The 14,541-nt window shown below is 40.4% G+C and carries 15 protein-coding genes; all 15 read left to right on the forward strand.

Features of this window, described 5'->3' with window-relative positions; genetic code table 11:
• Positions 1-97 precede the first annotated feature (97 nt).
• The 15 genes from hisS to BN1356_RS02545 all read left to right on the forward strand — a co-directional run bounded on the left by hisS (position 98) and on the right by BN1356_RS02545 (position 14,528).
• Entirely contained in the window at positions 98-1,375 is a 1,278-nt protein-coding gene (gene hisS / locus BN1356_RS02480) for a histidine--tRNA ligase (RefSeq protein ID WP_093650043.1), read from the forward strand.
• A 258-nt stretch (positions 1,376-1,633) separates the two neighbouring features.
• The gene (locus BN1356_RS02485; RefSeq protein ID WP_093649840.1) at positions 1,634-2,197 is read left to right on the forward strand and encodes a TetR/AcrR family transcriptional regulator; all 564 of its coding nucleotides are present in this window, start codon (positions 1,634-1,636) and stop codon (positions 2,195-2,197) included.
• Between the two features lie 234 nt (positions 2,198-2,431).
• The gene (locus BN1356_RS02490) at positions 2,432-3,295 is read left to right on the forward strand and encodes an IS982 family transposase (protein WP_093649841.1); all 864 of its coding nucleotides are present in this window, start codon (positions 2,432-2,434) and stop codon (positions 3,293-3,295) included.
• Positions 3,296-3,318: 23 nt separating this feature from the next.
• Positions 3,319-3,981: a hypothetical protein gene (locus tag BN1356_RS02495; protein WP_093649842.1), complete on the forward strand. Its 663-nt coding sequence runs from the start codon at positions 3,319-3,321 to the stop codon at positions 3,979-3,981.
• A 65-nt stretch (positions 3,982-4,046) separates the two neighbouring features.
• Positions 4,047-4,448: a DUF2871 domain-containing protein gene (locus tag BN1356_RS02500; RefSeq protein WP_093649843.1), complete on the forward strand. Its 402-nt coding sequence runs from the start codon at positions 4,047-4,049 to the stop codon at positions 4,446-4,448.
• A gap of 9 nt (positions 4,449-4,457) precedes the next feature.
• Positions 4,458-4,880 (forward strand): hypothetical protein, encoded by a 423-nt coding sequence (locus BN1356_RS02505; protein ID WP_093649844.1) that lies wholly within the window; start codon positions 4,458-4,460, stop codon positions 4,878-4,880.
• Positions 4,881-5,179: 299 nt separating this feature from the next.
• Positions 5,180-7,828 (forward strand): bifunctional acetaldehyde-CoA/alcohol dehydrogenase, encoded by a 2,649-nt coding sequence (gene adhE / locus BN1356_RS02510; RefSeq protein ID WP_093649845.1) that lies wholly within the window; start codon positions 5,180-5,182, stop codon positions 7,826-7,828.
• Positions 7,829-8,047: 219 nt separating this feature from the next.
• Positions 8,048-8,413 carry a PH domain-containing protein gene (locus BN1356_RS02515; RefSeq protein ID WP_093649846.1) on the forward strand — a complete coding sequence of 122 codons (366 nt, stop codon included), beginning with the start codon at positions 8,048-8,050 and terminating at the stop codon, positions 8,411-8,413.
• A 280-nt stretch (positions 8,414-8,693) separates the two neighbouring features.
• Positions 8,694-9,794 carry a Gfo/Idh/MocA family protein gene (locus BN1356_RS02520; protein ID WP_093649847.1) on the forward strand — a complete coding sequence of 367 codons (1,101 nt, stop codon included), beginning with the start codon at positions 8,694-8,696 and terminating at the stop codon, positions 9,792-9,794.
• Between the two features lie 159 nt (positions 9,795-9,953).
• Positions 9,954-11,024, forward strand: coding sequence for a Gfo/Idh/MocA family protein (locus BN1356_RS02525; RefSeq protein ID WP_093649848.1), 1,071 nt, complete (start codon positions 9,954-9,956; stop codon positions 11,022-11,024).
• A gap of 18 nt (positions 11,025-11,042) precedes the next feature.
• Positions 11,043-12,161, forward strand: a complete 1,119-nt coding sequence (locus tag BN1356_RS02530) for a Gfo/Idh/MocA family protein (protein WP_093649849.1) — start codon at positions 11,043-11,045, stop codon at positions 12,159-12,161.
• A 144-nt stretch (positions 12,162-12,305) separates the two neighbouring features.
• Entirely contained in the window at positions 12,306-12,731 is a 426-nt protein-coding gene (locus tag BN1356_RS02535) for a C-glycoside deglycosidase beta subunit domain-containing protein (protein WP_093649850.1), read from the forward strand.
• Positions 12,715-13,269 (forward strand): sugar phosphate isomerase/epimerase family protein, encoded by a 555-nt coding sequence (locus BN1356_RS12805; protein WP_245620278.1) that lies wholly within the window; start codon positions 12,715-12,717, stop codon positions 13,267-13,269. The genes BN1356_RS02535 and BN1356_RS12805 overlap by 17 nt, the downstream gene beginning before the upstream one ends.
• Positions 13,220-13,657 (forward strand): hypothetical protein, encoded by a 438-nt coding sequence (locus BN1356_RS12810; protein ID WP_245620279.1) that lies wholly within the window; start codon positions 13,220-13,222, stop codon positions 13,655-13,657. Before BN1356_RS12805 ends, BN1356_RS12810 begins: the two co-directional genes overlap by 50 nt.
• 10 nt (positions 13,658-13,667) lie before the next feature.
• Positions 13,668-14,528, forward strand: a complete 861-nt coding sequence (locus BN1356_RS02545; RefSeq protein WP_093649851.1) for a Cof-type HAD-IIB family hydrolase — start codon at positions 13,668-13,670, stop codon at positions 14,526-14,528.
• Positions 14,529-14,541: the final 13 nt, after the last annotated feature.

The following is a 14,541-nucleotide window of genomic DNA, read 5'->3' on the forward strand; positions in this document are numbered from 1 at the left end:
TAAACGTTGTATAAAAAAGATAAATCATCTTGAAAATCAGGATTTTCAGCGATTTCCTATTTTTACTTTGCGTTTGACGCCTTTTGCATCTTATATTATGAAACTACAAAAACCGAAAGGTACCCAGGATATTCTTCCTATTGAAGCTGCCAAGTGGCAATATGTAGAAAACCTGGCCCGTGAAACTTTTAAAAAATACAATTATGGGGAAATCCGGACACCTATGTTTGAACACTATGAGGTGATTTCCCGCTCCGTTGGGGATACGACCGATATCGTGACCAAGGAAATGTATGATTTCTATGACAAGGGGGAGCGCCACATAACCCTGCGTCCAGAAGGGACTGCACCCGTTGTCCGTTCTTTTGTGGAAAACAAGCTCTTTGCACCTGAAGTGCAAAAACCAGTGAAGATGTATTACATCGGCTCTATGTTTCGCTATGAGCGTCCACAGGCTGGCCGATTGCGTGAGTTCCATCAGATTGGGGTAGAAGCCTTTGGTTCAAAAAATCCAGCAACAGACGTAGAAACTATTGCCATGGCCTATCAGCTTTTCAATGAGCTGGGTATCAAGAATGTCACTTTGCACCTCAATTCTTTGGGTAATCCTGAAAGTCGTGCAGCTTACCGTCAAGCCTTGATTGATTACCTGACACCGATGAAAGAAAGTCTTTCTAAGGATAGCCAGCGCCGTTTGGAGGAAAATCCCCTTCGTGTCTTGGACTCTAAAGAGAAGGAAGACAAGCTGGCGGTGGAAAATGCACCGTCCATTTTGGACTACTTGGATGAGGCCTCCCAGGCTCACTTTGATCAAGTTCGTCAGATGTTGGAAGCTCTCCAGATTCCCTACATCATCAATACCAACATGGTCCGTGGTCTAGATTATTACAACCACACTATTTTTGAATTCATCACCAAGGTGGATCGGTCAGAGTTGACCATCTGTGCAGGTGGTCGCTATGATGGCTTGGTCGAGTACTTTGGCGGACCAGAGACACCAGGCTTTGGCTTTGGTCTTGGTTTGGAACGTTTGCTCCTCATCTTGGAAAAACAGGGCATCCAGCTGCCAATTGAGATAGAGATGGACGTCTACATTGCCGTACTTGGTGATGCGACCAATCTTAAAGCTTTGGAGTTGGTACAAGCCCTTCGATCCCAAGGGTTCACTGCTGAACGAGATTATCTAGGCCGTAAAATAAAGGCTCAGTTCAAGTCAGCAGATAACTTCAAGGCCACAGCTGTGATTACCTTGGGTGAGAGCGAAGTGGAAGCTGGCCAAATTACCATTAAAAACAATACCACTCGTCAAGAAGTTGTAGCAAAATTTGAAACCATTCAAACAGATTTCAAAAGTATTTTAGAACAATTGAATTGATGACTATGCTTCATAGGTGAAAATGTCCCCCCCAAGATTAGATTCGCAATCTAATCTTGGGGTTCTTTTCTTTATCAGTAAAAATTGAAATATTTGAGTATTATTACCTCTTGACAAATCTTTTAGTGAAGAATATAATGTAATTGAACGAAGTTCAGTTTGGTTTTTAAAGAAAAATGTCAACTTGAGCTGAGTGTAAAAAACTGACTATATCTTGCTAATCATCATTTTAGTGTTTTATCAAATTGGAGGATCTCTATGAACACCCCTGTTACTTCGCGTGAAGCGATTCTAGCAACCTGTCGAAATCTAGTTTCGGAAAATGGGATTACTTCTATCAACATGCGGTCGGTAGCTCAGGTCTGTCAAGTTGCCTTAGGGTCCATCTACTATTATTTTTCATCAAAAAATGATCTCTTGATTGCAACCATTGAGTCTGTCTGGCAAGATATTTTTCAATTGGATGATGAGCTACCAGGCCAGTTAACTTTTCTAGAATATGTAAAACACTGCTTTCAACAGATTCAAGTTGGGATGACCAAGTATCCCAATTTTTTCACAATTCATACCATTAGTTTTTCAAACAAAGAGGATCAGCTTAAGGCTAGGCGCTCTATGGAAGCCTACTTTCAAAAAATTCGAACCAGTTTAATCACTACCCTAGAAGCCGATGCATCAATTGATTCAAGTGTTTTTTCTGAAGAATTTAGTCGACAAGATTTGGTTGATTTTGTTCTCTCCAATATGATGACCATCTTTCTCTTGAAACAAGGCAACACGAAGTTACTATTGGAGGCTATCCGTCGTATTATTGATTCCTAGTAGTCCATTTATGGACATTTTTTCTAAGTTATATTGAACATCGTTCAGTATCTAAAGTGTACAAGACTACAAGAACGGAACAGACTGAAAAAATTTCTGTTTTTACATAGTCTTTTACTCTATCACATTAAAAAAGAAAGAAGAATACCCGTGGTGCTAGTTAATTTTATAGTATGCAAAAAAAGCTCATTTGGTCTAAACTGTAAGTGACGAAACATACAGGAGGTAATCCAAATGAGCCACTTAAAGTATACTGCTAAATCTCATCATTTGCAATGGAGTTTACACCAATTATCACAAATTTGCCATCACTTTTATCAAAACTATTGTCCAGACTCCTTTAAACATCGGCGCAATGTTGGATTGGCAAAGGTTTCTGATGTGTCGCTCTTAGTTTTGCTCTTACTGCAAGCTGAGCTAGGTATCACCTCGCAAAGACATTTTTACAAAATTTGTCGCCTCTTTCCTTGTGGTAGATTACTAGAAAGAAGTCGATTTAATAGACGGTCGAGACAGTTAATTTGGTTAATCCAACTTATCCGAAAAGCTATGAATGATAGGATTAATCCCGATGACATTGCTATCATAGATAGCTTCTCAATGCTACTTTGCCAACCTGTCCGCAATCACAGAGCAAGTATTTTTAAAGGCAAGGCAGATATCGGCTACAATGCTTCTAAACATCTATGGTTTTATGGCTTTAAGGTCCATATGTTAGTAACCTTATCCGGCTACATTCTAAACTATGTTGTGACTGCTGCCTCTGTTCATGATATTAGAGCTGTTCATGACTTGATATCAGGATGCCAACAGTCTGTTATTCTAGCTGACTTAGGCTACTTAAGCCATGAGCTTAAAGCCGATTTGGCGCAAGAAGGGTATGTCTTATGGACGCCCTTACGTCAAAACATGGTTGGAGCTAGGCGACATAATCATTGGAAATTGATGGCGATGAGACGAACCATTGAAACACGATTTTCTGAGCTGGCCAGACTATTCGATATAGAACACACATTGGCAAGAGGGCTAACTGGATTACAGTTAAGACTGGAACAAATCGTGCTTGCCTATAATTTAAGTTATTTTGAATTTAACTAGCACCACGGGTAGAAGAATATATCATGCAAGCAATAGTTGAAACCCTTTTTGATATGATTTATTTGTCCACAGTTACCTTTCTTGGTTTTAAAATGTTAAAAGAACATGGTGGCCGTAGGCAATATGCCCTGTATGGTTTTATGGCACTTATCTTGGGATTTGGAGATGCTTTTCACCTGGTTCCAAGAGCAGTAGCTCTCTCTACAACAGGACTAGCAGATTATACAGCTGCTTTAGGTATAGGCAAACTAATTACCTCTATCACCATGACGTTTTTCTACGTGATTCTTTGCTATGTTTGGCGAGAACGCTATCAAGTTATGGGGCGACAGGGCTTGACCAAATGGGTCTGGATTTTAGCGACTACCCGTATGATCCTCTGTCTCATGCCACAAAATCAATGGATTAGTGCAACTCCACCGCTATCCTGGGGGATCTATCGCAATATTCCCTTTGCTATACTCGGTCTTTTGGTTACAGTCCTTTTCTATCAATTCGCTAAAAAGAGCGAGGATACAGCCTTTCGGAATCTTTGGCTGACCATTGTCCTTAGTTTTGGCTTTTATATTCCAGTTGTTCGTTTTGCGGATACCATTCCAATGATTGGGGTACTGGTGATCCCAAAAACCTGTGCCTATGTTTGGACAGTCTGGATTGGCTATAAGGCAATGAAAATTGGAAAATAATCAATTTATGTTATACTAATAAAAAAGGGGTTTCCCCAATTAATGCTTAGAAGAAGAAAAAATATATCAATCTATCCCTCATCTATGCCATTGTTGCCCTGGTTTCTGGTGTCTTTTTCCGAGAATTTACGAAGCTAAATGGGTTTACGGGTGTCACAAGTCTTGGGAAAGTTCATACACATCTCTTCATGCTCGGATTCTTTCTCTTCATAATTGTCGCTCTCTTTGCTCAAAACCATGATTTAGAAGACCAGAAAAGCTTCCGTCTCTTCATGAGGGTTCATAATATTGGATTACCTCTGGTAGCCTTGACCATGACGGTGCGTGGAGTGACACAGGTTTTAGATATGGACCTTTCGAGAGGGCTCAATGCGTCTATCTCTGGTGTGGCAGGTATTTCTCATATTTTAGTTGCAATTGAGATCATAAGTCTCCTTCTTGCCCTCAAAAAAGTGGTAAAGGATTAGGTTTTCTTTATGAAAAATCTTAGGCTTAGGAAAAGAACGCTTCTAGCAGTGGCTGGGAGCGTTTGGCTGATTGCTGGTTTCAATGTCATAAAAATGGGCATTCAAGCTTATATTCATTTGGGAAATATTTCTCTCATTAACACACTGCTAAGTATCCTTATTTTCCTCGCTTTTGCGGCTCTCTTTTATAAGATGGCATGGAAGCACCAAAAAAGAATTCTATCCTATAAAGAAAGGAAAAGACCCTTCTGGGATTTCTTTGACCTCAAATCTTATTTGATTATGGCCTTTATGATGGGAGGAGGCATCTGGTTGAGGACTTCGGGATTGGCGCCAATTTCTTTTATCGCTTTCTTTTATACGGGGCTTGGTTCTGCCTTGACTCTGGCAGGCATCCTTTTTTGGAAATTTTATTTGACATATCAGGGATAATCCTGGTGTGTTTTATTTTTCAATAAAAATATGCAAAAATAAATGAAAACCCTCGCAAGTTGTCTCTGGCTCTATTTTTAATTTGTGAAAGAAAAAAACTTTGAGAAAAAAATCACAATGTGTGATTAAAAATCGCATGGGAAAGGCTTTTTATAAATATCTTCACAATATATCAAAAAAATATTGTGAATCTTTTAACAAGCTCTTTACAAAGAAAAGAAAATAAGGTAGAATAGGATTGTGAAAAAGTTAACAAAAAGATTGTTGACAGGAAATCAAATTTTTGGAGGAAAAATCGAATGGCTGATAAACAACTATCACCTGAAGAAAAAGTAGCAGCTGCACAAGCTCACGTTAATGAATTGGTGGAAAAGGGACTGGTTGCCCTTGATGAATTCCGCAAACTCAATCAAGAACAAGTTGATTATATCGTAGCAAAAGCTTCTGTTGCAGCCTTGGATGCACACGGTATCTTGGCAGCTCATGCTGTTGAAGAAACTGGCCGTGGTGTCTTCGAAGACAAAGCCACAAAAAACCTTTTCGCTTGTGAACACGTTGTCAACAACATGCGTGGTGTCAAAACGGTTGGTGTTATTGAAGATGATCCCATCACAGGTTTAACAAAAATTGCTGAGCCAGTTGGTGTCATTTGTGGGGTTACTCCAACAACAAACCCAACCTCAACTGCAATCTTCAAGGCTTTAATTTCTTTGAAAACTCGTAATCCAATCGTATTTGGTTTCCACCCATCCGCTCAAGAGTCTTCAGCTCATGCAGCACGTATCGTATATGAAGCAGCAGTAAAAGCTGGAGCACCTGAAAATTGTGTCCAATGGATTTCTGAACCATCTATCGCAGCGACCAACGCTCTGATGAACCATGATGGCATCTCTACTATTCTCGCAACAGGTGGTAATGCTATGGTTCGTGCAGCTTACTCATGCGGGAAACCTGCTCTTGGTGTGGGTGCTGGTAACGTTCCTGCTTACATTGAAAAATCAGCTGACATCCGCCAAGCAGCTCACGATATCGTGATGTCTAAATCATTCGATAACGGTATGGTCTGTGCCTCTGAACAAGCAGTTATCATTGACAAAGAAATCTACAAAGAATTTGTTGAAGAATTTAAATCATACAAAACTTACTTCGTAAATAAAAAAGAAAAAGCTCTCCTTGAAGAATTCTGCTTTGGCGTAAAAGCCAACAGCAAAGATTGTGCTGGTGCAAAATTGAACGCTGATATCGTTGGGAAACCAGCAGCATGGATTGCAGAACAAGCTGGCTTCAAAGTTTCAGAAGGAACCAACATCTTAGCTGCAGAATGTGCTGAAGTTGGACCAAATGAGCCATTGACTCGTGAAAAACTCTCTCCAGTTATCGCTGTATTGAAAGCGGATGATGTGGAAGATGGTCTTACAAAAGCTCGCCAAATGGTTGAGTTCAACGGCCTTGGTCACTCAGCAGCTATCCATACAAAAGATGAAGAATTGGCAAGACGTTTCGGTACAGAAATGAAAGCCATGCGTATCATCTGGAACTCACCATCTACTTTCGGTGGTATTGGGGACGTTTACAACGCATTCATCCCATCATTGACACTTGGATGTGGTTCATATGGACGCAACTCAGTTGGTGATAACGTATCTGCTATCAACCTTCTTAACATCAAGAAAGTAGGGAAACGTAGAAATAATATGCAATGGTTTAAAGTTCCTTCAAAAATCTACTTCGAACGCAACTCTATCCAATACCTTCAAACAGCAGAAGGCCTTGAGCGCGTTATGATCGTTACTGACAAATCTATCGAACGCCTTGGTTTTGTACAACGTGTGATCGACCAATTGAACGCTCGTTCTAACCGAGTGACTGTTCAAGTCTTCTCAGATGTTGAACCCGATCCAGACATCACAACTGTTGAACGCGGTGCCGAAGTGATGCGTGCTTTTGAGCCAGATACCATTATCGCACTGGGTGGTGGTTCACCAATGGATGCTGCGAAAGTAATGTGGCTCTTCTACGAACAACCAGAAATCGACTTCCGTGACCTTGTTCAAAAATTCATGGATATCCGTAAACGTGCCTTCAAATTCCCTGCACTTGGCCAAAAAGCGAAGTACATCGGTATTCCAACAACATCTGGTACAGGTTCTGAAGTAACTCCATTTGCCGTAATCTCTGATAAGAAAAACAACCGCAAATACCCATTGGCTGACTACTCATTGACACCAACCATCGCTATTGTTGACCCAGCCTTGGTAGAATCAGTTCCAGCCTTCATCGCAGCAGATACTGGTATGGACGTATTGACTCACGCAACAGAAGCCTATACATCTAACTTTGCCAACGACTACACTGACGGTATTGCCCTTCAAACCATCAAATTGGTCTTCCAATACTTGGAAAAATCAGTCTTGACAGGTGACCCAGAAGCACGTGAAAAAATCCACAATGCTTCTACAATGGCTGGTATGGCCTTTGCCAATGCCTTCCTCGGTATGAGCCACTCAATGGCCCATAAGATTGGTGGGGTACACCACACAGTTCATGGACGTACAAACGCTATCTTGCTTCCATATGTTATCCGTTACAACGGTACTCGTCCATCTAAGACAACTACATGGCCTAAGTACAACTACTGGAAAGCAGACGAGAAGTTCCAAGACATCGCTCGCATGCTTGGCTTGCCATGCTCCACACCAGAAGAAGCAGTAGAAGCTTACGCTAAAGCTGTTTACGAATTAGGTGTTAAAGTTGGTATCAAAATGAACTTTAAAGACCAAGGAATTGATGAGCAAACTTGGAAAGACAGCTTGCATGAAATTGCCCTTCTTGCATACGAAGATCAATGTTCACCAGCTAACCCACGCCTGCCAATGGTAGCGGACATGGAAGAAATCCTTGCCGATGCCTACCATGGTTATGAAAAACAACCAGGCCGTCGTAAATAATATTAGGTACCAAACTACAGATAAGCGGATTCCCCTCTGCTAATTTGTGGCTCTAGTGGATGGAGAAAAATGATACAGTCAATGCTTTTCTTCATCTTACTAGTGATAAGCGTTATCAGTTAACTCCACTCGAATGAGTGGGGTTTCTTTTTACTATTGAAGCGGTCCCTTAAGAATGATAAAATAAAGTTAAGTTTAAAAAACAAGGAGAAAAAGCAAATGGCAGAACTAGCCCCCCTAACATGGACCTTCATCAAGGAATGTCCGATTCCAAATGACGTTGCCTCCCTCTTGTTACCTGGTGAAGAAGCAAAGGCAGCTTATGCGACGATCCGTGATAGTGCTATTTTTACAAATAAGCGCTTGATTGTCAGAGATGCTCAAGGGTTAACAGGGAAAAAAGTAGAAATTTATACCTTACCATATAGCTCGATTGTAATGTGGTCAACTGAAAATGCAGGAAGTTTCCTGGATTTTAATGCCGAAGTAGAACTCTGGACCAAGGCAGGTCATATTAAGGTTAATCTGAAAAAGGGCGTAGATATCCGCAAGTTTGACCGATTGATTGCTGAAGCGATTTTATAAAAGAATACAGACAAAAAATTGAAGGACACTCTATAAATGGAGTGTTTTTTTGCGAAATGGATGAATTAATTTCTATATATATTCATAAGAGTGCTGAAATTCCAATAGAGAATAAAAAAGTACTGGTCAAATTAGTACATGTTTCATTTGAACTCTAAAAAATACTCTAGAGATTCTAAAAAAAGCTCATCTAATAAAGTGAATAGTGACAAGTTTTCTTTTCTGGAAGGTTTTATAATAACACTATAAACAATAAGAAAACAAAACGGAGGTCAGTAACATGACAAAATTAAGATTTGGTATCATTGGTTGTGGTGGTATTGCTAACAGCAAACACTTCCCAGCTCTTGCAAAACTTTCAGACGAGCTTGAAATGGTTGCTTTTTGCGACATCATTGAAGAGCGTGCTGTAAAAGCAGCAGCTGAATATGGTGTAGAAGGTGCATTGGTCACAACAGATTACCGTGATATTGCTAACAATCCAGATATCGATGTGATCCATGTTTTGACACCGAACGTATCTCACTCAGAAATCACAGTGGCTTCGCTTGAAGGTGGCAAACATGTTATGTGTGAAAAACCGATGGCTATCAACTACGAAGAAGCCAAAGCAATGCTTGATGCGGCAAAACGTAATGGTAAGAAATTGACCATCGGTTACCAAAACCGTTTCCGTGCTGATTCACTTGTTACAAAAGAGGCATGTGAAAATGGGGAATTGGGAGATATCTACTTTGCAAAAGCCCATGCTGTACGCCGCAAAGGTGTTCCAACTTGGGGTGTATTCCCAGACAAATCAAAACAAGGTGGCGGACCACTTATCGATATCGGTACTCACGCTCTTGATTTAACTCTTTGGTACATGGACAACTATGAGCCAGCTATGGTCCTTGGTTCAACTTATCAAAAATTAAAAGACAACCCAATGGGCAACATGTTTGGCAACTGGAATCCAGAAACGTTTGAAACAGAAGATTCAGCCTTTGGTTTGATTAAAATGAAAAATGGTGCAACGATCTTCCTTGAAGCTGCTTGGGCACTCAACATGATCAATCCTAAAGAAGCGCAAGTAACGCTTTGTGGTACTGAAGGTGGTGCTGAAATGTTTGGTAAAGCCTTTATGGACCAAGGTTATGTTGTCTTCAACCGTGCAGCACATGGTCAATTGGAAGAAGTGCAACCTTCTCAAGCTGGTGGTGTCTTCGGCTTTGCTGGCGAAAGTAAAGAACAACGTGATGTGGAAGCTCGCCAATGGGTTGATGCGATTATCAACGATAAAGAACCACTTGTAAAACCAGAACAAGCCATCGTTGTAACACGTATTCTTGAAGCCATCTACAAATCAGCAGAAACAGGACAAGCAGTGGTGTTTGATGATTAAAACAATCTGGGAGATTGTTTTAACCGTCTCCTGAAAATAAGAAAGCGACGTAGCATCAACATTGATCTCAAGAAGGTAGAGTAGCCAATTATGGGTTGCTCTAAACTTCTGAATCATCAGAACAAAAATTCGATAGAGAATTGGCATGAGGAATAAAACATGACAGAAAAGAAATTACAATTTGGTATTATCGGTTTTGGGTTTATGGGACAAACTCATGCCAAAATGATTACGGAAGATTTAGATTATGCAGATGTTGTAGCAGTTTGTGATATCAACAAGATGCAATTGGAGCACGCGGATGCATCCTATAAAACGTATTTGACTGCGGATGAATTGCTAAAAGAAGAAGCGATTGATACTGTCATCATTGCAGTACCAAATCATCTTCACTTAGAAATGGTAGAGAAAACAGCGCGTGCGGGTAAAGACATTATCTGTGAAAAGCCAGCTGGCATGAATGCCCAAGAAGTGGAGAAGATGCTGGAAGTTACCAAGGAAGCGGGAGTACGCTTTACTTTCCATCACCAACGCCGCTGGGATACAGACTACAATGTAGCCAAGAAAGTCTACGAGAGTGGTGAACTTGGCAACATTTATACTATCAAAAGCTCTCTCTATGGCTTCAATGGTAATATGCATGACTGGCATGTTTATCCTGAGTTTGGTGGAGGTATGCTCTATGACTGGGGTGTGCACTTGATTGACCAGATTCTGAATATGGTGCCAGTTAAACTCAAACAAATCTATGCCCATGTTGAAAATGTGATCAATGAAAACGTAGATGACTATTTCAACCTTCAATTTTATTTTGAGAATGGTGTCAATGCTCAGATTGAGTTGGGAACCTACTTCCTTAGTGATAAGGAAAGTTGGTTTGAACACAATTGGTTCCTAGCAGGAAACAAAGGAACAGCTTATAGTGATGGTTTCTTCCCACAAGGAAAAATCGTTACTACATCAGAGCTCTTAACCAATGTGCCCGGTAAAATCACCATGACACATGCTGGTCCGACACGCTCATTTGGACCGGCTCCAGAAGGTAGGATTATCACCAAGGAACTTCCAAGTGTTGATGTTAATCATGGCATGTTCTTTGAAAATTATTATCAAAACTTCCTCGGTCAGGAAGAGCTGGTTATTAAACCAGAACAAATTTTGCGTCTCATGCGTGTTGTAGATGCGATTCGATTGTCAGCAAAAACTCATAAATCAGTAGATTTTGAATAAAAGAAAGGATTTTTTAAAATGAGTAAAAAACTTAGAGTTGCAGTGATTGGTTGCGGTGGTATTGCCAACAACAAACATTTCCCAGCCTTGACTAGTCAAGCAGACAAATGTGAATTAGTAGCATTTTGTGATATCAAGGTAGAGCGTGCTAAAGAAGCAGCTGAAAAATTTGGTACAGCAGATGCTAAATACTATGAAGATTACAAAGAACTTTTGAAAGATGACAGCATCGATGTGGTTCATGTATGTACACCAAACGTTAGTCATGCTCCAATCACCATTGCAGCCTTTGAAGCTGGCAAACATGTATTGTGTGAAAAGCCAATGTCACATAGCCCACTTGAAGCTAAGAAGATGTTAGAAGCTTGGAAGAAATCAGGCAAACAATTTACAATTGGTTACCAAAACCGTTTCCGTGATGAGGTTCGTGCCCTCCATGAATCGTGCGAAAAAGGGGAACTTGGAGATATCTACTTTGCCAAAGCCCATGCCCTTCGTCGAAAAGCAGTTCCAACATGGGGAGTGTTCCCTGATAAATCCCAACAAGGAGGAGGTCCATTGATTGATATCGGTACCCATGCTTTGGACATTACCCTTTGGATGATGGACAATTATGAACCTGAAAGTGTTACAGGATCTGTTTTCCACAAATTGGGAAATCTTCCAGGTGCAGAAGAAGGAAATCTCTTTGGTCCTTGGGATACAGATACTTATGAAGTAGAAGATTCAGCTTTTGGTTACATCAAGATGAAGAATGGAGCAACCATCTTCTTGGAAGCAGCTTGGGCCTTAAATATCTTGGAATCTAAGGAAGCGGCTACAACGCTTTGTGGTACACTTGCAGGTGCGCACATCAATTCAGGTATGAGTTACTCTCAACCTCAGTTAATTTTTAACCGTTCTCGCAATGGCATCCTCATGCAAGAGGAAATCAGTGGCGCAGGCAATATTGCCTTCTTTGAAGGTGGTGCCAATGCCCCTGAAGTTTTGGAAGCGAAACAATGGTTGGAAGCTATTCAAAATGGTACCGAGCCATTGGTGAAACCGGAACAGGCATTTGTCGTTACTCAAATCTTGGATGCTATTTACCAAGCTGCTGAGACAGGCAACGAAGTGAAATTAGAATTGCTTAAATAAGCGAAATCTCCTCTGGGGACTTGACCTCCAAATTCTCTAGATCCTCAGAGAAGACTTTTCTTAAATCCCTTTTCTAAGGGATTTTAAAAGACAAGAAAAAGAAAGCGCTTGCTTAATAGTGGTAAACATAGGAAAGGAATTGTTATGTTTGAAAAATATCTAGTAAATCCTCAAGGATTTCGGAATGTGACAAAAGAAGGAAAAACGATTGGTTATGAAGTACAATTGCGTATTCCTTATTATCGTGGACTCTATATGAGTTGTGTTGAAGTGGTAGACTTGACAGTTGATGGAGTGGAAGTTCCAAACGAAGACAAACTTTTCAAAGTGAAAGGAGATGTCTTCAAATGGTCTGAATTGCCAACTGTTATCCATCACCGTTGGGCTATGACAGAACCATTGACCGTTTTTTTAAAAAAAGATGGTGGACTATCAGAAGGAGAACATACAGTTCATGGCTTTGTCAGCCTACGTATCTCTTATTTGCCATTTAATAATGAAGGCGATGATACAAAAGTTTTAGTATTGGAAGAGGAAAGAGAGGAAGAAAACAATGAGTACTCAAATTAAACGGAGCATTTCTTTGTACAGCTACCAAGAAGAATTTTATACAGGGAAAATGAACTTGGAAGACTGTATCCGTGCAGCTTCTGAAACAGGTGCAACTGGGATTGAATTTTTGCCAGAGCAAATGTTGCCAGAATTTCCAAATATCACCGATGAATTTGTAGAAGAGTGGCATGGTTGGATGAAAAAATACAATGTTGAACCAATTGCCTACGATGCCTTCTTGGATCAAAAATTGTTTGCCAACCGTATCTTCACGACTAGCGAATGTGTAGATATGATGAAACGCGATTTGAAATTGGCTAATCGACTTGGTTTCAAAATCTTGCGTACACTCGTTTCAACACCTTTAGAAGTCATCAAAGAAAGCTTGGCTTACGCGGAAGAAATGAATGTAGTCATTGCTCTTGAAGTGCACGCTCCGTTTACTTTTGGTACTCCATGGTTCGAAGAACGTTTGGCTTACATCAAAGAAAGTGGAACGAAATGGTTTGCTATCATGCCAGACTTCGGTATCTTCACCAAAAGGTGGAACACCTGATATCATCCATTTCATCGCCGATCGCTATGAACAAGGTTTTGATCCAACTGAAACGCTTGAATTGGTCAAAGAAAAACCAGAAGCAACAAAATCAGATCTTGCATTTGCTGAATTTTGTCGACACACTGTCTTCACAAATCCACAAATCTTGATTGAAAATATGGACTACATTGTTCACTTCCATGGCAAGTTCTATGATGTGACAGAAGATTTGGAAGAAACAAGCATTCCTTACTATGATGTCTTAACCATGTTGAAAGAAAATGGCTATGACGGCTATATCAGTAGTGAATACGAAGGAAATCGTCACATCCAGGATTATGTTGAAGTAAACTCGATTGAACAAGTAAGCCGTCACCAACAAATGTTGAAAAAACTAATTGGTTAGAGGTGGGGTTATGATTAAACTCATTGCATCGGATATGGATGGGACACTGGTTGCCAGTGACCACCATATCTCAAAAGAAAATGCAGCTGCTATCAAACATGCACAGGGTAAGGGTGTGGAGTTTATCATTTCAACAGGTCGTAGTTTTGAAGACGCTAGAGGTCAAGTTGAGGAAGCAGGGATTAGCTGTAATTACTTGGTCATGAATGGAAGCGAATTGCGAAACCATCAAGGCGAGGTGATTCGAAAACACTATTTGGATAATAGCATTGTTTCGGAAATTGTTACTGATTTGCTGGCGCGTGACTTATTTGTAGAAGTTTATAGTACGGGCGGAACGTTTGCTCTTGGAACAACGGAAGCTTGCAAATGGGCCATCGCAGCAAAGATTCACAATTTTTATCCAGATAATGCTGTCGCAGATTTGGTGCTAACGGTTGAGGAACATTTCTTATATAAGGAGCTTAATCGTATATCAGATGTGCAGCAGGTCTTCAATCAGGGACACGAGGTGGGGAAAATTATCTGTTTTAACCATGATACGAATCTCATCGCTGGACTCAGAGAAGAAATCCCATTGAAATATACAGTCAATGCAACGGGCTCTTTTGCCATTAACCTTGAAATCACCAATCCTTTAGCTGATAAAGGAAATGCCATTAAAAACTATGCACTTTCAAAAGGTATTGACCTTGAGGATGTGATGACTATTGGAGATAGCTTCAATGATATGACCATGATCGATGCTCCCTTTGGCTATACAGTTGCCATGGGCAATGCCATCGATGAAATCAAATCAGTTGCCAGATATATCACCGATACCAACGATCAACATGGTGTTGGGAATATCATTAATAAAATTTTAAAATAATTCATTTGGAGGA

The sequence above is a fragment of the Streptococcus varani genome, from assembly GCF_001375655.1.
Taxonomy (GTDB): domain Bacteria; phylum Bacillota; class Bacilli; order Lactobacillales; family Streptococcaceae; genus Streptococcus; species Streptococcus varani.

What these genes read in the sequence shown, in the direction of transcription:
- hisS (WP_093650043.1), top strand. Translation starts at nt 98, where the DNA reads ATGAAACTACAAAAACCGAAAGGTACCCAGGATATTCTTCCTATTGAA.
- adhE (WP_093649845.1), top strand. Translation starts at nt 5,180, where the DNA reads ATGGCTGATAAACAACTATCACCTGAAGAAAAAGTAGCAGCTGCACAA.
- BN1356_RS02505 (WP_093649844.1), top strand. Translation starts at nt 4,458, where the DNA reads ATGAAAAATCTTAGGCTTAGGAAAAGAACGCTTCTAGCAGTGGCTGGG.
- BN1356_RS02515 (WP_093649846.1), top strand. Translation starts at nt 8,048, where the DNA reads ATGGCAGAACTAGCCCCCCTAACATGGACCTTCATCAAGGAATGTCCG.
- BN1356_RS02485 (WP_093649840.1), top strand. Translation starts at nt 1,634, where the DNA reads ATGAACACCCCTGTTACTTCGCGTGAAGCGATTCTAGCAACCTGTCGA.
- BN1356_RS02535 (WP_093649850.1), top strand. Translation starts at nt 12,306, where the DNA reads ATGTTTGAAAAATATCTAGTAAATCCTCAAGGATTTCGGAATGTGACA.
- BN1356_RS02525 (WP_093649848.1), top strand. Translation starts at nt 9,954, where the DNA reads ATGACAGAAAAGAAATTACAATTTGGTATTATCGGTTTTGGGTTTATG.
- BN1356_RS02545 (WP_093649851.1), top strand. Translation starts at nt 13,668, where the DNA reads ATGATTAAACTCATTGCATCGGATATGGATGGGACACTGGTTGCCAGT.
- BN1356_RS02530 (WP_093649849.1), top strand. Translation starts at nt 11,043, where the DNA reads ATGAGTAAAAAACTTAGAGTTGCAGTGATTGGTTGCGGTGGTATTGCC.
- BN1356_RS12805 (WP_245620278.1), top strand. Translation starts at nt 12,715, where the DNA reads ATGAGTACTCAAATTAAACGGAGCATTTCTTTGTACAGCTACCAAGAA.
- BN1356_RS02490 (WP_093649841.1), top strand. Translation starts at nt 2,432, where the DNA reads ATGAGCCACTTAAAGTATACTGCTAAATCTCATCATTTGCAATGGAGT.
- BN1356_RS02495 (WP_093649842.1), top strand. Translation starts at nt 3,319, where the DNA reads ATGCAAGCAATAGTTGAAACCCTTTTTGATATGATTTATTTGTCCACA.
- BN1356_RS02520 (WP_093649847.1), top strand. Translation starts at nt 8,694, where the DNA reads ATGACAAAATTAAGATTTGGTATCATTGGTTGTGGTGGTATTGCTAAC.